General features: G+C 50.7%; 12 protein-coding genes. 1 reads left to right on the top strand and 11 read right to left on the bottom strand.

Annotated features, from left to right (window positions below):
- Nucleotides 1–84: 84 nt before the first annotated feature.
- The 9 genes from QZ534_RS07595 to QZ534_RS07555 all read right to left on the bottom strand — a co-directional run bounded on the left by QZ534_RS07595 (nucleotide 85) and on the right by QZ534_RS07555 (nucleotide 14,094).
- Entirely contained in the window at nucleotides 85–4,593 is a 4,509-nt protein-coding gene (locus QZ534_RS07595; protein WP_296933315.1) for an ATP-binding protein, read from the bottom strand.
- Nucleotides 4,594–4,797: 204 nt separating this feature from the next.
- A complete protein-coding gene (locus tag QZ534_RS07590; RefSeq protein ID WP_296933313.1) occupies nucleotides 4,798–5,379 on the bottom strand; it encodes a recombinase family protein in 582 nt (193 codons plus the stop codon).
- 411 nt (nucleotides 5,380–5,790) lie between these two features.
- Nucleotides 5,791–6,498 (bottom strand): hypothetical protein, encoded by a 708-nt coding sequence (locus QZ534_RS07585; RefSeq protein WP_296933312.1) that lies wholly within the window; start codon nucleotides 6,496–6,498, stop codon nucleotides 5,791–5,793.
- Nucleotides 6,499–6,630: 132 nt separating this feature from the next.
- Nucleotides 6,631–7,044 carry a hypothetical protein gene (locus QZ534_RS07580; protein ID WP_296933310.1) on the bottom strand — a complete coding sequence of 138 codons (414 nt, stop codon included), beginning with the start codon at nucleotides 7,042–7,044 and terminating at the stop codon, nucleotides 6,631–6,633.
- Nucleotides 7,045–7,046: 2 nt separating this feature from the next.
- Nucleotides 7,047–9,197, bottom strand: a complete 2,151-nt coding sequence (locus QZ534_RS07575) for a hypothetical protein (protein WP_296933308.1) — start codon at nucleotides 9,195–9,197, stop codon at nucleotides 7,047–7,049.
- Nucleotides 9,198–9,199: 2 nt separating this feature from the next.
- Nucleotides 9,200–10,765, bottom strand: a complete 1,566-nt coding sequence (locus QZ534_RS07570) for a site-specific integrase (RefSeq protein WP_296933306.1) — start codon at nucleotides 10,763–10,765, stop codon at nucleotides 9,200–9,202.
- Entirely contained in the window at nucleotides 10,755–11,978 is a 1,224-nt protein-coding gene (locus QZ534_RS07565) for a site-specific integrase (RefSeq protein WP_296933304.1), read from the bottom strand. The genes QZ534_RS07570 and QZ534_RS07565 overlap by 11 nt, the downstream gene beginning before the upstream one ends.
- Nucleotides 11,979–12,142: 164 nt before the next feature.
- Complete coding sequence (ssb, locus tag QZ534_RS07560) at nucleotides 12,143–12,667, bottom strand: single-stranded DNA-binding protein (RefSeq protein ID WP_008174919.1); 525 nt, start codon at nucleotides 12,665–12,667, stop codon at nucleotides 12,143–12,145.
- 56 nt (nucleotides 12,668–12,723) lie between these two features.
- Nucleotides 12,724–14,094: an MFS transporter gene (locus QZ534_RS07555; RefSeq protein ID WP_296933301.1), complete on the bottom strand. Its 1,371-nt coding sequence runs from the start codon at nucleotides 14,092–14,094 to the stop codon at nucleotides 12,724–12,726.
- Nucleotides 14,095–14,279: 185 nt separating this feature from the next.
- On the opposite strand from QZ534_RS07555, the gene uvrA reads away from it, so the two are divergent.
- Entirely contained in the window at nucleotides 14,280–17,102 is a 2,823-nt protein-coding gene (gene uvrA / locus QZ534_RS07550; protein WP_296933300.1) for an excinuclease ABC subunit UvrA, read from the top strand.
- Nucleotides 17,103–17,324: 222 nt separating this feature from the next.
- On the opposite strand, the gene rplQ is transcribed toward uvrA, so the two are convergent.
- Nucleotides 17,325–17,723: a 50S ribosomal protein L17 gene (gene rplQ / locus QZ534_RS07545; RefSeq protein WP_064230334.1), complete on the bottom strand. Its 399-nt coding sequence runs from the start codon at nucleotides 17,721–17,723 to the stop codon at nucleotides 17,325–17,327.
- Nucleotides 17,724–17,756: 33 nt separating this feature from the next.
- On the bottom strand, nucleotides 17,757–18,761 hold the full coding sequence (rpoA, locus tag QZ534_RS07540; protein WP_008174911.1) for a DNA-directed RNA polymerase subunit alpha: 1,005 nt from the start codon (nucleotides 18,759–18,761) through the stop codon (nucleotides 17,757–17,759).
- Nucleotides 18,762–18,788 lie beyond the last annotated feature (27 nt).

Here is an 18,788-nt window from a genome sequence, read left to right as displayed (position 1 = left end):
GAGCAACGAAATCGAGCCGGTTCGGCCCACAGGGCCGACACATCAATTGGGGCTATGCCTGCCCTTAATCAGTGGCTTCTGTAACTAACACATGTCCGTATAAGATCTGTCTTTGACGCTGTCTTGGACCCAATGACGGTCACGCAATCCTCGCCCATCTTGCCAACAGACACCCTCAACTCTCCGCCAAGTCGCACTTGCGTTAGATCCGCCCGGCCACGCGCGTCTTTCTGCTATCATCGCACTTAAGAACGTGTATTCAGAGCCCATGATCTTCTCAACGCTGTCCATTCGTAGCATGCTGATGGATAAAGGTCGTTCATCTAAAAAACTGAGAAATACCACCTCACCGCTCTCGTCTCGCCAAACCCCACTTTCGTTTTTATCCGATACAAGCTTGAGTTCATGCGCGAGCCAAGGGGATGGGATATGACACTCCCACCCTTCAGGCATAGAGGCATCCAAGTGAGACTCCCAAGCATATCGCACTGCTAACTGTGCATACCGAAAGTCCTCTTCCAGCCTCCAACTATCGCACTGCCATTTCTCTTGGCTCCAAGATTTACGCCAAGGCGCCTCGCCCAAATACGCAGTGTCTACATAACTATCGCAACACCAATCAAGCCCACTACCAAACTGTCTCTTTTCCAGGAGGCGCGCTGATCTGGCTGCATTACATTTGTGAACCATAACTGTGGAGAAAAACCTAAACTCCTCCATCCTCAAGCCATGTTCCCGAACAACACCTTCAGGATACTTTTCAGACAATGACCGGTATTCATTGAGAACCAGCCACTCAACACCCTCTGGATCAGTCCTAATGGGAAGTTGTTTTAACGAATCACCAGGGTTTCGCTCAAATGGCCATAAACTCAGATTAGCTTCAGCAACATCAGGCAAGTCAAAATCTTCTCCCAACTCCCATGCGGCTTTCCTTTGGCATATTTGTTCACGGCTTTGATGCTCAGCGAGAATCGTTGGGTCAATATCGCGTTCATACCCCAAATCTAGTGGGCCGTCATATATCCTAGGCTGATCCCTAAACTCGCCAGTCATCCAGTAATTATCAGCAACCCTCGACAAAAACTCATCGAGAGCTAGCCATTGATATTTCTTACCAATTCTCTCTGTAAGCGACCTCTCTCGAGAGTAACTGCCCACATATCGATCGTTTCTAAATCGCCGGGACGTCCATCCATAACTATATGCACCTTTTGCGATCCATCGCTTGGCAGCTGCCAAATCAAGGCCCAAGTATTCTCTGCTTTCCTTTCGATTCGGGCGAAGATGGGGCCAGATTTCTTTATTAAATCGTTTCTTTTCTTCCGTCGACAAAAGATCTAAGAGATCTTGTCGCGCACGCCTAAGACTCGCATCCCACTCAGCAATCTGCTTATCTGTTGGCTCCCACCCCTTCATAATCATTTCTATTGAACAAAAACCTGAAGACAGGGGGCTCGTACTATTTCTTAGATGGTCGAAAGCCGACGATTTAGCTGAGTCTGTACCGATCACATCGCGCACAAACTTTCTTATTTTCTGCTCACCTGTAAGAGGAGCGGGCTTTGTGAGAGGAAAACGCAAGAATTCGCGCACACGAGGCTCTACCTCATACTTTGCGAAATCCCCCATGAATCCCGTCGTCGATTCCAGGATCTCGTCTCCTCCAGCTCGCTTTGCGACCTTCGCGAGTTGGGCCTCTGACACGGACAACCTAATTTTGGGTGATTTGTATGGAGGCTTGCAGAGCGGGAGGTCAACAGCGGTCGGCAAACTGGAGCGATAATCTGCCAACTCAATAATACCAAGAGCATAATCCCGGAGCAGTATTCCGTATGGCGGGGATCCATCCCTAAAGATAATATCGAAAACTCGCTCGGAGTAATCCTCAAGTCGGCTTGGGGCAGGATCAAGACAGCAAGCACTGTATCCAGCGGCAATCAGACGCTCAAGCACATATCGGTCGTCAACACCCTCAAACTTTTCAAGCAACTTCGGGAAAATGTCACTACTGCTGATCAGAACATTTGCCAGAGCCTTCGTAGCTTTGTCCCTAATCACTCTGTTGGAGGATGTAAAGAGCCAACACAGAACCAAGCTAGCAAGATACTGATTTTCCGCGCTAGTGCGTTCCGTTTGCCCCCGTAGACACCATTCAATCAGCACAAAAACATTGCTGCCTTCTTCATCTTGAGAGTTTATTGAAGAAGTCCAAAAAGCATCTCTGTCGGGAAGATTGAGCCTTGCAAGGTTCCGATGCAGGAGCTCGGCGTTGTATGGGTGGTCTAAAGCAACCGCGACTTCAAGCAGCAAGTCTAATGAATCTTGGCTAGGTAGTTTATTGAGGAGCTGAAGTGTACGTTCACTGAAAGCCCTACGATCTCGCCACTTGATACTCGATACGAAGGCTTCTTGCACACCCCAATTAGACCACCAATCGCTGAAGTTTCCAGGCAACACGTCAATTAACTCTGTCCTTAAAACCTCAGGGAAAAGCGTCGTCAAGGCGTCGATAAGCCCAACCCACTGCCAAGCAAGCCGGCCATCCTCAAGACAAAAGCAAAGGGCTCCGGATTCCTCAAATAAGCCACTAGGGTCGGTTACTCCCTCGAGTAGCTTTTCAGCCATTAGAAAATCTTGAAACCTTTGAAAACTAAAGCGAACAACCTCTTCATCCACGAAAGCATCTATTATTGGATTAGGATCCTTTCGAAGAACCCCGTTGTTAATGAAAACTGAAAGCCAGTCCGGCTCAGTTCTCGGTTGTACATTCTGGAAGTGACGGGAAACTATGTCGCGACATGTATCCAAATCGAGAAAATCAGACCTTCGCTCCACCATCTTGCCCGCGATCTCTAGAACCGCCCGACCAAGCTTCGGCGCATATGAGCTCGTACTTTCTTCTTTGTGCGTTATGGCAGATCCTATCCCTTTCAGGTAAAAGCTGAGCATGCTTTTTGTCCCAGTTAGGCCTGGTGGCAGCTCAGATTTACCTTCGTGCTCTAGGGCAGTGCAAATGGACCTCAAAAATAAGGGATTGATAAACTCTGGAGAAAGCCAAGGAGTGCTCGGTCTTGCTATTCCCCTCTTATCAAGATACACCCTAGCCGCATTCGACTGTTCTTCCTGGGTTTCAAAGCCTTTAACTTTAAAAATGGGATAATTACTTCTGATAGACTCAGGAAGCGCGAGCTCAAAATATTCAGCTCGGCACGAAATCACCAGAGCTACATGACTATACCCCTGTACTTTCTTTATCAATCGCGGCAGGCTCTCTCTCCAGTATTTACTGCCCACACCTTCGTTAATAGCGTCGATCAACAAAAGAGTACGGACACCTGCACGTTTCCCCGCAGCATCCAAAGCCCCAAGAATCTCATCGGCCGATCTATCTGGCAGCCCCAAAATCTTCGCTATTTGAGACCAGAGCTCATCACTATTTAGGTGTTGTCCCAATATCATGGTCGCCGGGCGACCTTGCTCGATCGCATCTTCAGCGCACTTCGCGAGCAAATGACTTTTCCCCGAGCCCGCGCTACCGTTAATCAAGGCAAAAGCACTTTTCTCTGCGACCATGAACCGCGATTCAAGCAGCTTCATTAGCGACATCAGCGCATCATTGAACTTCCACGTCTTTTCGGTTAAACCTCTCAGCTCATACTTTTCAGCGGAGGAGTCCTCGCTTAGGCTGTGTTCTGCTGCAAGGTACATTTCCTGGAGAATACGAACTTTATCTTGTACTTTTATCGCCAATTCTTGCCAAAGGCCCACATCCCAACGGTGCTGTGGATCAACATTAATTAGTTCCCTGACAGCTGCCAACTCATTTACTGATTTATTGAGTCCGTCAATTGCTTTCCAAAGATCGCCGGAAACTAGGCTCTCGGGAACTTTATGGGGGTAGGGCCAAGGCTTAACAGCTCCAAGCGCAAGCAATAGCTCTTCTTTAACGGTTGGCGAGCGCGACATCACGGGGAAAAGCTTTTCAGTACGAACATCAACATGGTCCTCTGGATGAAATCTTTCATCCAGAGAAGCTATCGATTCATCAAGCGAAGAAGCAAACCAATCCAGACCTAACTGTACCTCTCCAAAGAAGTACTCTCTTAGACCCGCCGCATCACTTTGGATCAGCCGACCGGAAATCTCGATGCTAGTCCAAACAGCAAACTCGATACCTGAAATTCCAGCTTCAACGGCTTTAGCTTTCCATTTCGCGACACGGTCCTTCCAGCGCTCCCAACCAGTGCCACCTTTGCCCTTAGGGCCAGTTCGATCTGTAAGGTCGCATGGGATAGCAACCACATAGAGTTCTAGCTCTGGGTGACATCGCAGCGCTTGGTTAACTGACTCATCAATTTGCCCCCAATCAACATCTCTTGAACGCAAAAAGAACTTTGCCTGGTATCCGGTTTTCCGGCCATTAGGCTTCTCCCAGTATGCTTCAACACCACCATCACCACCGGCCCCATCAACCCTTCGATAGATCGACCCATCAGGGAATTCCTCATGCCTGGCCAACTGACAAACCAATTCTTCAAACGAAGACCGCTGCCCTTCCTCAAAAGCATTAATTTTTGCGTAATTAATCATTCGCTCGATCAGTCCTTAAGCCAGTGTGTTGCAAGTCCGTCTCACATTTAACGAAAGCTGTTCGAAAACCATCTGCATGGCGACGGCAACAGGCTCTCACTCAACACCGATAGCACAATAGTCGTGAAATCATGCTCCACTGGACGGAACTCCATAAATTCAAGAACCTCGAGGAAGGCCTGGTAACTGACAGAGCCCTCGGTTCTAATGGGTTGAGTCGTGCCAGGATGCATTCAAAGCCGCGTACAAGGTTGTACGGGATACTCCATACTCCTCCGCCAAATCGCGTTTAAATTCCCCAGCCGCAATTCTCCGACGAATATTATCCAGGTCATCTTTCGATAGCGCTTTCGGCCTTCCAATTTGCTTGCCACGCTTTCTAGCCGCCTCAACACCTTCTCTGCGACGCTGACCGATAAGCTTGCGTTCGAACTCAGCGAAGGCGCCAAGCATATGCAACATCAGTGAAGCCATGGGATCGTTAGTTTCTGGTGAAAAGGTCAAATTCTCTGAATGAAACCTCACCGCCACATCTCTATGGATCAGATCGTCCACAATTGAGAGCAGGTCAGTCATATTTCGCGCCAGTCTATCGATGCTGTGAACATGCAAAGTGTCATGCTCCCGCAAGTAGTCCAAACACGAGCTTAAAACCTCTCGCGATCCAGCACTTTTGCCAGACATTTTCTCTGTGAAAACCTTATCAAGCGCTACTCCATCAAGTTGGCGATCAGTGTTTTGACTGATAGAGGAGACCCGAATATAACCTACATGTTTACCTGTCATAAAATCCCTCACGTGTTCAGAAATATAATAACATTTCTGGACGCACCGTAAAGAAATTAAAACTAAGGTTTATGGACACGAATGAATCTACAGTTCCTGCAACGCTTGAAAGTGTTCAAATAGCATAGGTTTCTGGACATTACCCGAGCCGCTTTATGGCCATAAGAGCATGCCTAGCTCTAACTCGAATCGACTGATCAAAAATCAGAGCTTTACAAAACTGTCCGGTGTTAAGGACGTAGAGGGCTTATTAGGGGCTGTTTTCATTCTCAGTGTAAGTCGAGCCATCATCGATGTCTCCGACCTTAAAGGTCGGACCAGCACAATGGGTATCGAGATCCCAGCCCCCATGAGAGGCCAGTGCATACCGCCGTTTTAAAACCGTCCGTGGAAACGGGGTAGAACCCGTCTCTATCTCGCTCGTAGGTTGCCAGACCAACCTATTCGGTCTCGATCACACTTTCTGAATGGTTTGGCAACCATCCTATTTTGCTTTTTTGTGACCAGATAGTTCCACCCGTACTCGAAGGTATTTCCATTAACGTCAACAAGCCGAATTAATTTGTAATCCTTCTTAATACCATTGAAATCAATTCTCACAGTGCTATTACCCGTTAGAATCTTTTCGATTACTCCCTCTCGTCCAATCATCTCAATGTCTTTAATTGCGTCCCGGTTCTCCCAAGTTGCCCAGTCTGACCTCATGCGGACCTTGTCACCGACACTGAAAGTTAAACCCTCTGGTTTACTCCCGAGAATGTAGCCAGTCTCTCGCTTAAATAGCTGCTTGATATCACGTAGGACTTTTCCTCTGCCTACCTTGCTATCGCCACTGCCTCGCAGATAAATGTTAAAGTCGTCTCTCTTTTCTACAGCAGAAATCGCGATAGCTGTTTTTCCCTTAATGCTCGATTTCGTCACCCTGTAGTTATAGCCCGGAATCAACTGATTACCTCTTGAATCACTGATCCAGTCGATCGGAACCTCAGAGAGTTTTCCTGCATGAAGCACTCTGATCAGAAAACGATAGGTGAAATTTACTCCTTGAACGATCAACCGGCTACCAAGGTGCGCATCTTTGACTTGGTCGCCAATGCAAACCACCATATCATTCGGCATTCTCAAAATTCCTTATCGCCGTTGCCAGCTATACCAAACATGAACTCTTAAGTTGATACCTGGCCCTCTTGAACCTCACCGTAACAGTAACGACAGTGATAAGAGAGCTCACAGCCCCATGACAGTTCGGACTCACGTATATTTCTTTGTCCTCTCATGTTTCGGAATTGGCCTGTTGAGAGCCTCCTCAGTCATACCTCGTTGCTCTGCATTGTATTGCCAAGTCAAAAATTTCTCTTTGAGCAATCGATTTTCGTATTCAAGCTTCTTCACCCTCTCTAGAAGCCGCTCAATTCTCGCATGAGCCGTATTAATGTCGTTAGGTCTAGCTGCTCCCACATCGCTCAGATCAAGCTTTTTCGTCTTTTTATAAGTTTGAAAAGCATCTTTGATTTGCCCTTTTCGGTTAAGAGCTTGTCGAGTCGTTTTAATGCCAAGATCGATTTCGCACGCTTTAACCAACGAGTCCCACTTTAGGTCGTATTTCCAACTCTCTATCAGAGCTAGGATACGCTGAACATCAGTTTCCGTAAGGTGCCTCGCCATGCTTACCGCCCCATTATTCTGCGAAGAAGATCTTCATCGAAACCAGGCTGGGGGCTTGCAGAAACTTCGAGTTTTGGGATATCCGGATCCTCCAATCTTCCTCTGGCTGCTAGCGCCTTCGTTATGCTCGTAAAGCCATCATCTCTGCAAGTGACCACAGACCCATCCGGAACCTCAGGATTCTCAAGAATCTTTACGAGTTCACAGGCTCTTTCGTAATCTCTCACAGTATCCCTGAGCCACTTGTCCGCACCGTAGTAGCCGGCATCAGCCCCCTTTTGAACTGTTTCGAGCTTATCCTGAAGAGCATCCCTCTCAAGTCTAATTCGACGAAGTTTTTCATCGTCACCTTTAATGCACTTATGTTTTTCGCAAGAAAGGCAGCCACGGAACTTACTGCAAGGTTCAACAGCAAAATCATGCACACACAGGCCATAAAGGGTTTTGTGCGCGATTCGATCATCATCTAAATCAAGATCTCGCAATGTAATAGGTTCATTTTTTACCGAAAGCTCCGCAAGACTCGTGTTGGTCGAGCCGAGTCCTAATGCCCGACTCTTCTCTTCAAAGTCTTCTGCCGTCTGGTGGTTGTAAACCGCGTTTTGGGAAAGGTCCAACCGCGAAGACCAACGAGCCCTCTCCACTTCACCAACATTACCTTTGGCAGCGATAGTGTTTAGGTAATGTCTGAATTGGTGCGTCGTAAGACCGAAGTTTTCGCCATAGCCCCATCGAGAGAATATATTAAGCCCTTTCTCTCTGGCCCCTTTAGCCGGGGTCAGTGAGGCATTTAGCCGGTTGTTATCGGGTGTTTCAATTGAAAAGAGCTTAGGTTGTAACTTCTTTTCAAATTGGTAAGAGTAATAGCAATTAAGCGCATGCTGAAACCTTAATTTCTTGGATTCATTTGTGAATGGGAACGTCGGCGGCAACCAATATTCGCGTACGAAGATATTTAATTTCCGCAAAGTGAGTGTTAATACGTCACTTTTGCCAGATGCTCGCTTGCCTTCGAACATCCCATCTAACGCCTCTTCCAACACAGTTTTCGAGGCTTCGAACCCAGTACGCTTATGCAAAATCGTTAGCGTCGCCTTCAGCCATCCTTTAACTGCACCCCGAGCACTTTTGTTATTAACTTCGAGACACATCGCGTCAAGAACTTGCTCGTAAGTCAGGATTTTATCCTGATCTACCCTCGGACATTTTTCATGGATAGGAAACTCGTTTGGGCTCTCTTCGAGAGCTTTCGCGAGCTTTCTTGGACCCTCGGTTATTGCCTTTATCCTCGCAATCGCCTCAAGACAGAAGGGTTGAAACGTTTTAGGAACAGGCTTATCACTAAATCCAAATCCTTTCTGGCCGTACCAGTTAAGAAATAGCTCTTGCTCACCCTGTGTATTTTCTTTCCAGATCACGCAATCTTTGGCGAGAGTGTCTAGTTCACCAACACGGCCAGGCGCTGATAACAAGATAACTGCGTTTGATGTAGTAAAAATGTCCCTATGCTCTGTCGGTTCGGAGACCCAAATCTCTGCCAAGGCATTGAGAACAGCATCATCCGGCATTTTCTTTTTGCGATCTTCTTCTCGCTTATTATGGCCAAGCGCATCCTTCGGCCGAGGAATAGGATTTTTCCAATGTAACGGCTTAACAACAAGCTTGTTGTTGGTCAGAAAGTCAGCGAGAAGTTGAAGCTGTTGGCCCATTCGATAGGCTCTTGCGGTTGATTTATGAACCTCCCGGTCATCGCAAATTTCTGCTGCACGATCCATCACACCGGCATTCACGAGCGAAATGTTAGATGGGTAGCCAAGATCCAAAAGCGCTTTTTCCACTAGCCTCAAAGCAACTATCTGTACAACTTCACTAGTACGATTAAGCGTTTGCTGATGAAGACAGTAGGCCTTCGCAAAATCGATGAGCCCCGGATCCAAGAATTCTTTGAGCCCAAACGTCTTACTTCTAACATTGGCGCCGAGCTTTGAAAACGCCAAACTTTTTAACCAAGGACTCCAGTTAACCTGAGTCCAATCGAGAGGCATTCCAGGCTTATCAAAGCCATTCAAACGCTTCGCGAACGCGACATAGTGATTAACCTGCTCTTCTGCTTCCAAATTCGCTTTTGGCTTGAACGTTATGACTTGAGACATATCTACTCGACCTCGGCAACTTCAATACGCTTTTGTTCGCAGCGTTGAATAACGTCTTCAACCGCTAGAATCGTGCGATCTAACTGGCGTGCGATGGTCTCATCGCCGGTTGCATCCAATATCGCCTGTCTTTCCTCATACAACTCTGACAATATCTCTTCATGAGGTGCGTCAAGCCATGGCTGAAACTTAATGCACGTATAACAGGAAAATGGTGCCCTAGAACCACAAAAGGAAAAGTTCCCACAAGTACCAACGCTCTCGGAGCCTGCGTTGGTGCGGATTCGGCTAGAGGGATCATCACCACGAACCGCCTCAGACTCATTACGAACAACCACACCGGCAAAAGCCTGCGCCAACGGCGCTAACAACTTACCAATTTTCATGTCCAGCCGAGTGGCAACGTCAGCTGTCGTCTCTACATAAACTCCCGCATTTTGATAGTCTTCGTGATCCAAAGCATACGCGATGGCCCCAACACCACCACCCTCTCGATGAATATCGGTGCCAAGCGTTCGCCGAAACCGCAAAGCTGTGAGCTTCATTTTCTCTCCAGTACGCTCTGAGAAAACATTTATAATATCCGCAACTCTCAGAAGCCGGTATTGAAGCGCACCCTCCGATAAATGACATTCCTCGGATGTCTCCTGGGCACGAATAATGAGAGGAAGCTGACGAGCAAAGCTGTCCCAATCTCCAAAGACAGGCAGGAGGTCATCTGTAACTTGCTGAATCAAGGGCTGTTCAGAGTCAGGGAGACGTCTCATGATTTCGTCTAATGAGTCGTTCTTAAGTATTTGAATCAGTTGGTAGAGATCTTTTGAAATGGGGTATTCCTTAAACTGCTTTCGGAACGGCACATTACGCTGCTTGGCGCGGGGCATTTTTACTTTTGCACCTTTTTGCGTAATGGAAAAGTCACCAACCCTCAGATTCTTTATTTGATTAGTTCGGCTACCGCGTTGCAAATGCAGGTAGGCAAGAATGTAACTAGACAAAGATATCTGATCGTCTATATAGGCATTGTTTAGCCCCTCAGCGATCCCTTGTAGTTCTATAGGGGTATATGCACCCACATAAGGGTCATGTGATTTAACAGCTTCCCCTTTTACGTTGCCTTTTAGCTTTAATTGAGATATCGCATCAATGAAATCTTTTGAAATTCCGCCAATTCCAGTTTCAAACCAATATTTGAAGAAGCCTCGCACCCTGGAAAGCTGATACTCTAAATTTACACCAAGCTTTGGCTTTAAAGATATAAAGTCAGCATCATCCATAATATTCTGGTCAGAACCGAAACTCGCGGCGAAAAAGTTCAAGCTCTCGACGATTGCACGAACAGAGGCCACTTTGTGAGAGGCCGCGTACCGCGCAAGAGCAAGCTTGAAATAGGGCCATACCTCTTCCGGAAAAATAATCTGAGCAGCGCCAGATAGATTGATTGATGCACTTTTGTGTCTCAAAACCCAACGGCTTTCAAAAGGAGTAAATGTGAGGCCAGACTGAGCTTTATGAGGCGTATTCAATAGTTCATTTATTTCATACTTGGACTTAGATCTAACTCGCATGATTATTTTCCTTTTGAACCATCCGGAATTTAGAAGCCCGCTTCTCAAGAATAGCTCTTGCTTTTTCCTCTGTAGCACGGCGATTATACAAAGCGCCCATTTTCGAATTACTACTCCAACCCATAAGATGATTTCGCATTTGCTCTATCATTACTTCGCGCTGATCTGCGGGATAATGCTTTAGCTCCTCTTCAGCTTTTCCCGTAAAATCGAAATTCCAGTGATGACGAAGTTTGTGAGGATACAGCCTCCCAAGCTCCGGAAATGTACTGGATAAGCTACTAAATACCTTGTTTATCGTGTTGAGGCTAATCGCCTTACCTTCATTCCGCCGGTGAGCCACAAACAAAAATGGGTGCCTTCGAGCCACTTGAATTTTGGCCCGAATATTTACTTGATATTTATAAATTTGTTCTACGAGCTCCCGACTAAGTGGAAGTGTCCGTTCTCCGGTTTTTGCATTGGGTTGCTGGCGACGATCATCCTCCCGATTGTCGTGTCGCCGGTATATCGAGACGCTGCACCCATCGATATCAACGTCACTCACATGCAGTGCTGCGAGCTCGCTGCGGCGCATACCAGTTTCGAATAGCAAATGAACTATCAAGAGATTGCGAACCCTCACCTCCCAAAGTCCTGGCCATGGATTGTCGGGATGCTTAGGCATTATCTTCTCTTTGAGCACTGCCTCTTGATGCTTCGTGAGCTCCACCACATCGATCTGGCGAAACTTTTTAACTCTCGGCATTTGGGATTCTAAATCTTTGAGCATTGCGGCCAATCGTGGGTCATCATCGCCACAACCCGTTAACCGCCTAAAAAGGAACTCAAGGTAGCCTTTGATATTAATAACTCTCGTCGATGCTTCCTCTCGACCAACCTCTGTATATGCTGAACTCAACATCCTGATGCCAGAACGCATCCTCTTAATGGTGTCAGAATCCCAAGCACAAAAATCTATTAAACTTAAACACTCTCTTCCAGAAAGCTCCTCACCATTGCTGAAACGCTTTTCCAAAACTACCCCTTCTATCTCGCACCAGGACTGAAGCAGCTTGATATGCTGCTGAATATTCCTTTGAGTGTTGTAAGAGCTATTTCGCTTCCGGGTAGTGATGTATAAGGATGGGTAATACATAGGTATGCCATCTTTTTGCAGGAGTGCAATTCGACGCCCGTCCTCCATCTTCAGCACTTCAACCTTGAACTCCATCTAAGCCCCCTATTCGTTACAAATTACAAATTACCACTAACTCCCAAAAAAGCAAAGTTTTTTCGTAACACAAGAAAAAGGCTCGGAATAAAAAAAACCCCGCATTAGCGGGGCTTTAAAATACTACGCTCTTCTAAAACGTTACGTTTTACATAAATAATCCGCTAGAACGGGATGTCGTCGTCAAAATCGTCAACTGGCTCTGGCATACTGCCTTGCGAAGGTTGATTGCTGTAACCACCCGATTGAGGCGGCGGATTGTTCTGTTGTCCCGCCGGCGCATTATAGCCAGACTGCTGAGGCCGCCCCGCCGGTGCGCCCTGACTCATACCGCCTTCGCCGCCACGGCTGTCAAGCATCTGCATCTGGCCATTGATATCCACCACAACTTCGGTGGTATAGACGTCCTGACCTTCCTTGTTCTGCCATTTACGGGTCTGCAATTTTCCTTCGATGTAAACCTTGGAACCCTTGCGCAGATACTGCCCTGCTACTTCAGCGATCTTGCCGAACATGACAACCCGATGCCATTCGGTTTTCGGCACCAGTTGGCCGGTCTGACGATCCTTGTAGCTTTCGTCTGTTGCCAGATTCAGGTTTACTACGGCGTTGCCGTTAGGGGTGTAGCGGGTATCCGGGTCCTGCCCCAGATTGCCGATGAGAATTACCTTGTTTACGCCTCGTGCCATTTTCTGCTCCTGACTCTGTTTCAGGGACGCCCGCGTTCCGTGCGGACTTCCGGATTTCAAGAATTGCTAGCCTGCCGGACAAAGGAAAAGTCCGCAAGTAACGCTTCATCAAATTGCTTCCGATCCACCTTAAGATAGGCGGTGGCCGCCTCTTCCACAATCACCACGTCCTGCACGCCCGGGAGGCGGCGGAGATTGTCATCGATATCGTCGTACTGCTCGTTCATTACCTGCTGCAACTGTACCACGAAACTGGTGGTGTGACCGGGCGCGGGCATGGTAAGTGCCACCAGCAACCAGAGACCAAGCACTGCCACCATAAACCAGAGCACACCCTGGATACCGCCACCCTCCAGCATAAAGCCACCCAACGCACCGCCAAGAAACGCGCCCATAAACTGGGAGGTGGAGTAGACGCCCATCGCTGTTCCCTTGCTGGCGGCCGGGGCTTCCTTGCTGATCAGCGACGGCAGGCTGGCCTCCAGCAAATTAAAGGCCATAAAGAAGAAAAACAGAACAGCCCAGGCCGCGACCAGGCTACCAGACACGCCGGTAAATCCGGCAGTGGCCAGTGTCAGTAATGCAATCGCCCCGCAAAGAACCGGTTTCATCCTGCGTTTTTTCTCGCCGATGATGATGAACGGCACCATGGCAAAGAAAGACGTGACCATCACGCTCAGGTAGAACCACCAATGAGAACTGGTGGCAAGCCCGAACTGATCCTGCAGCATGGAGGGAAACACCAGGAACAGAGCAGTCAATACCAGATGCAGAGCAAAAATACCGAAATCCAGCCTCAGCAGACGGCCGTCTGAAAGAACGCGGCCCAACATCTCCCGGGCGGGATGGGTATCGGCGCTGGTTTTGTGCTGATGAGGCGTCGGCACCAGACGGCTTACGATCACCAGGGCCACCACAGCCAGTGCGGCCGTGGTATAGAAAATTCCGGAGAGCCCCCACCAGGCACCGAGAACGGGGCCCAGCACCAGCGAGACCGAAAAGGACAATCCAATCGTGATCCCCACCGTCGCCATGGCCTTGGTCCGCTCCTCCTCGCGGGTCAGGTCACTGAGCAATGCCATCAGCACACTGGCGATCGCGCCGGCTCCCTGAAGAATCCGACCGGCAATCACAACGTATATGGAGTCCGTGGCCGCGGCCAGAAGGCTGCCGGCGGCAAACAGTACGAGCCCGATGTAGATCATGCGCTTACGACCAACCCGGTCAGACAGCATGCCAAAGGGGATCTGCAATAGGGCCTGGCTGAGTCCGTATGCACCTATGGCAAAACCGAGCAAGGCTGGCGTTGCTCCCTGGAGATCTTCGCCAAGCAGCATGAATACCGGCAGCACCATGAACAGTCCGAGCATGCGCATGGCGTATACCGACGCCAGCGCGAAAACGGAGCGTTTTTCCAGCGCATTCATGGCAATTACGTACCTCAGCCGGGGTTGAAAGCGGTCAGATTGGGTGCAAATACCCTTCGCAGGCGGCGCATTGTAGCAGAAGGGGCGCTGACGGGGGACAGGTCCCGTAACGCAGATCCCGGTATCATCTTCGCCGCGACCAACCCAACGCGGTATAATTTTCGTTTTTATCCGAGCGAGGTGTTATGGACCATATCCAGATCAAAGGGGCGAGAACCCACAACCTGAAGAACATCGACCTGGATATGCCAAGGGACAAGCTCATCGTGATTACCGGCCTCTCCGGTTCCGGTAAATCTTCCCTTGCGTTCGACACCCTTTATGCCGAAGGTCAGCGCCGCTACGTGGAATCTCTATCCACCTATGCCCGACAGTTTCTCTCGATGATGGAAAAGCCGGATGTGGACCATATCGAAGGCCTGTCGCCCGCCATATCCATCGAGCAGAAGTCCACCTCCCACAACCCGCGCTCGACGGTTGGTACCATCACCGAAATATACGATTACCTGCGCCTGCTCTTTGCCCGTGCCGGAGAGCCTCGCTGCCCCGACCATGGCCAGCCCCTGGAAGCTCAGACCATCAGCCAGATGGTGGACCAGGTGGTCGCCATGCCCGAGGACAGCAAGCTGATGATCCTTGCCCCGGTGATCCGGGACCGGAAAGGGGAACATCTGCAGGTTATCGAAACCATGCGCAGCCAGGGCTTCATCCGCCTGCGGGTAGACGGCACCGTTTACGACATTGACGATGTCCCGGCCCTGGATAAAAAACGCAAACACCAGATCGATGTGGTCGTTGATCGGTTCAAGGTCAAACCCGGCCTCGAGCAGCGTCTGGCGGAAAGCTTCGAGACCGCCCTGCACCTGGCGGACGGGATTGCCCTGGTAGCACCCATGAGTGGCGAGGGCGAAGAACACACTTTCTCCGCCCGGTACGCCTGCACCCAGTGCGGCTATGCGCTGAGTGAACTGGAGCCAAAGCTGTTCTCCTTTAACAATCCCGCAGGCGCTTGCCCCACCTGCGACGGCCTGGGCGTCAAGCAGTTCTTCGATCCGGAAAAAATTGTTCAACACCCGGAGGCAACGCTGGCATCCGGGGCCATCAAGGGTTGGGATCGCCGGGCCGTCTACTACTTCCAGATGCTGGGCAGCGTGGCAGACCATTACGGTATTGATCTGGAAACGCCCTGGGTGGATCTGCCCGAAGACTTCCGCAAGGTGCTGCTTTATGGCTCAGGGGAAGAGGACATTCCTTTTCGCTATGTGAACTCCCGCGGCCATATCATGGAGAAGGCTCATCCGTTTGAGGGCATTCTGCCCAATCTTGAGCGGCGGTACCGTGAAACCGACTCCCAGAGCATGCGGGAGGAGCTGGCCCGCAACCTCAGCACCCAGCCGTGCAAGGAGTGCGGGGGTTCGCGCCTGCGCCGCAGCGCGCGCCATGTTTTTATTGAAGAGCACAATATCTCTGACGTTACCCACCTGCCGGTTGGCGAAGCCCACGATTACTTCGAAACCCTGGCGCTGCCCGGGCGAAAAGGCGAAATCGCCGAGAAAATTCTGAAGGAAGTCCGCCAGAGGCTCCAGTTCCTGGTAAACGTGGGCCTGGAATACCTCACCCTGGAGCGCAGTGCCGACACCCTGTCCGGCGGCGAGGCCCAGCGCATTCGTCTGGCAAGCCAGATCGGCGCGGGGCTGGTAGGCGTTATGTACATTCTGGACGAACCCTCGATCGGGCTGCACCAGCGCGACAACGACCGCCTGTTGGCCACCCTCACCCACCTGCGTGACCTGGGCAACACAGTGATTGTCGTCGAGCACGATGAAGACGCCATTCGCGCAGCGGATCATGTAATCGATATCGGGCCAGGCGCCGGCGTTCATGGCGGCCACATCATCGACCACGGCACACCTCAACAAATTATCGACAACCCGGAATCACTCACCGGACAGTACCTGAAGGGCACCCGGGAGATAGCCGTGCCCAGCCAGCGAAACAAAGGCGGCGGGAAGTCACTGACACTCGCTGGCGCCAGCGGCAACAACCTGAAAGATGTAACCCTGAACCTGCCCCTGGGAATCATGACCTGCATCACCGGCGTCTCCGGGTCCGGCAAATCCACGCTGATCAACAGCACCCTGTATCCGGTCGCCGCGGCCAAACTCAACAAGGCCACCAGCCTGAACCACGCGCCCTACCAATCGCTCAAGGGCCTGGATCACCTGGACAAGGTCATCGACATCGACCAGAGCCCCATCGGCCGCACCCCTCGCTCCAATCCGGCCACCTATACCGGTCTGTTTACCCCGATCCGGGAACTCTTCGCCGGCACCCAGGAGGCCCGCTCACGGGGCTACAAGCCCGGCCGATTCTCCTTCAACGTCAAAGGCGGCCGCTGCGAAGCCTGCCAGGGCGACGGTGTGATCAAGGTAGAGATGCACTTCCTGCCCGACGTCTACGTCCCCTGCGACGTCTGCAAGGGCAAACGCTATAACCGCGAAACCCTGGAAGTCCGCTACAAGGGCAAAAACATCAACGAAGTGCTGGAAATGACCGTAGAAGAAGGCCGCGAATTCTTCGACGCCGTTCCCTTCATCGCCCGGAAACTCCAGACCCTGATCGATGTGGGCCTGTCCTACATCCGCCTGGGCCAGAGCGCCGTAACCCTCTCCGGCGGCGAAGCCCAGCGGGTCAAACTTGCCAAAGAACTTTCCAAGCGTGACACCGGCAAGACCCTCTATATCCTGGACGAACCAACCACCGGCCTGCATTTCTACGATATCCAGCAACTGCTGAATGTTCTGGAGAGACTCCGTGACCACGGCAACACCATCGTGGTCATCGAACACAACCTCGACGTCATCAAGACCGCAGACTGGATTATCGATCTTGGCCCCGAAGGCGGCTCTGGCGGCGGCCAGATCATTGCTGAGGGAACCCCGGAGGACGTTGCCAAGAACCCTGCGTCCCACACAGGCCGCTATTTGAAGCCCATGCTAAAGAAGTAATTGCCGAGCATTGGAGAGGTCTGTCGGCCAGGGGGTGAGGGTGTATTTTCTGCCGGAAAAAGATGTCTGAGCGAAGCGAGTTGTTTTTCCAAAGAAAATACACCCTCACCCCCCGGGCCAGCCACCTGACCTCGACGACTACGAACTCCCAAAAACCAGACACAAAAAAACCGGGAACCTCACGGAACCCGGTTTCTTCGTGGTTGACCAAAGCCGAAGAAATTAATCCTCGTCTTCGTCCACCTCTTCCGCTTCGATATCGAGCGGACGACCAACCAGCTCAACAAATGCCATCGGGGCATTGTCGCCGGCACGGAAGCCACACTTCAGGATACGAAGGTATCCACCCGGACGCTCGCTGTAACGGGGACCAAGCTCATCAAACAGCTTGGCAACCGCAGCATCGTCACGCAGGCGTGAGAACGCCAGACGACGATTCGCGACCGAATCATTCTTTGAAAGCGTGATCAAAGGCTCGGCTACCCGACGAAGCTCTTTGGCTTTCGGCAGCGTTGTTTTGATCAGCTCGTGTTCAACCAGTGACGCAGTCATGTTACGGAACATGGCCTTGCGATGCGCACTGGTCCTGCTGAACTTACGACCACTCTTACGATGACGCATTGCTCTTATTCCTTACCTTAAACTAATCGGCGATTAACCGCCCAGAACCCGGTCGTCGCCACGAAGGCTAGCCGGCGGCCAGTTATCAAGACGCATGCCCAGTGACAGACCACGGGACGCCAGAACGTCCTTGATCTCGGTCAGCGACTTTTTACCAAGGTTAGGCGTCTTCAACAGCTCAACTTCTGTGCGCTGGATAAGATCGCCGATGTAGTAAATGTTCTCAGCCTTCAAGCAGTTAGCTGAACGCACTGTCAATTCCAGATCATCAACCGGACGCAGCAGGATCGGATCAATTTCTTCCTCTTCCTCTACGCGCTCGGGCTCTTTCTCATGATCGAAATCAACAAACACCGCCAGTTGCTGCTGGAGGATGGTGGCCGCCCGGCGAATTGCTTCTTCCGGATCGATGGTGCCATTGGTCTCCAGGTCGATAACCAGCTTGTCCAGATCGGTCCGCTGCTCTACCCGTGCACTTTCCACGGCGTAAGCCACGCGACGAACCGGGCTGAATGTTGCATCCAGCTGCAGGCGTCCGATGGCGCGAGTTTCGTCCTCGTCGAGACCACGCTGGTCCGCCGGCTCATAGCCGCGACCGCGAGCCACACGGAGACGCATGTTCACTTCACCATTCTCGCTAAGGTGACAGATCACGTGCTCCGGGTTGGCAATCTCAACGTCATGATCCAGCTTGATATCACCGGCTGTCACAACGCCCGGGCCTTTCTTGCTGAGCGTAAGCTCGGCATCGTCCCGACCGTTCATTTTTACGGCAACGCCCTTGAGATTCAGAAGAATCTCGATGACGTCTTCCTGGACACCCTCAATGGCGCTGTACTCGTGCAGGACACCGTCGATCTGCGCTTCAGTCACGGCGCAGCCCGGCATCGAAGACAAGAGAATCCGGCGCAGTGCACTGCCCAGGGTATGACCAAAGCCTCTTTCCAGAGGCTCAAGCGTAACCTTGGCACGTGTAGCGCTTGATTCCTTCACGTCAATGGTACGAGGTGTCAATAACTCATGTACTGAACGCTGCATAGACGCCCCTATCTGCTATCGTTGCTA

Source organism: uncultured Marinobacter sp. (assembly GCF_913055835.1).
Taxonomy (GTDB): domain Bacteria; phylum Pseudomonadota; class Gammaproteobacteria; order Pseudomonadales; family Oleiphilaceae; genus Marinobacter.
This window is presented reverse-complemented; position numbering and strand designations above follow the sequence as displayed.

Bases quoted from the DNA above. Each gene is read 5' to 3' on its own strand.
- QZ534_RS07595 (WP_296933315.1), bottom strand. From the start codon at position 4,593: ATGATTAATTACGCAAAAATTAATGCTTTTGAGGAAGGGCAGCGGTCT.
- QZ534_RS07590 (WP_296933313.1), bottom strand. From the start codon at position 5,379: ATGACAGGTAAACATGTAGGTTATATTCGGGTCTCCTCTATCAGTCAA.
- QZ534_RS07585 (WP_296933312.1), bottom strand. From the start codon at position 6,498: ATGCCGAATGATATGGTGGTTTGCATTGGCGACCAAGTCAAAGATGCG.
- QZ534_RS07580 (WP_296933310.1), bottom strand. From the start codon at position 7,044: ATGGCGAGGCACCTTACGGAAACTGATGTTCAGCGTATCCTAGCTCTG.
- QZ534_RS07575 (WP_296933308.1), bottom strand. From the start codon at position 9,197: ATGTCTCAAGTCATAACGTTCAAGCCAAAAGCGAATTTGGAAGCAGAA.
- QZ534_RS07570 (WP_296933306.1), bottom strand. From the start codon at position 10,765: ATGCGAGTTAGATCTAAGTCCAAGTATGAAATAAATGAACTATTGAAT.
- QZ534_RS07565 (WP_296933304.1), bottom strand. From the start codon at position 11,978: ATGGAGTTCAAGGTTGAAGTGCTGAAGATGGAGGACGGGCGTCGAATT.
- ssb (WP_008174919.1), bottom strand. From the start codon at position 12,667: ATGGCACGAGGCGTAAACAAGGTAATTCTCATCGGCAATCTGGGGCAG.
- QZ534_RS07555 (WP_296933301.1), bottom strand. From the start codon at position 14,094: ATGAATGCGCTGGAAAAACGCTCCGTTTTCGCGCTGGCGTCGGTATAC.
- uvrA (WP_296933300.1), top strand. From the start codon at position 14,280: ATGGACCATATCCAGATCAAAGGGGCGAGAACCCACAACCTGAAGAAC.
- rplQ (WP_064230334.1), bottom strand. From the start codon at position 17,723: ATGCGTCATCGTAAGAGTGGTCGTAAGTTCAGCAGGACCAGTGCGCAT.
- rpoA (WP_008174911.1), bottom strand. From the start codon at position 18,761: ATGCAGCGTTCAGTACATGAGTTATTGACACCTCGTACCATTGACGTG.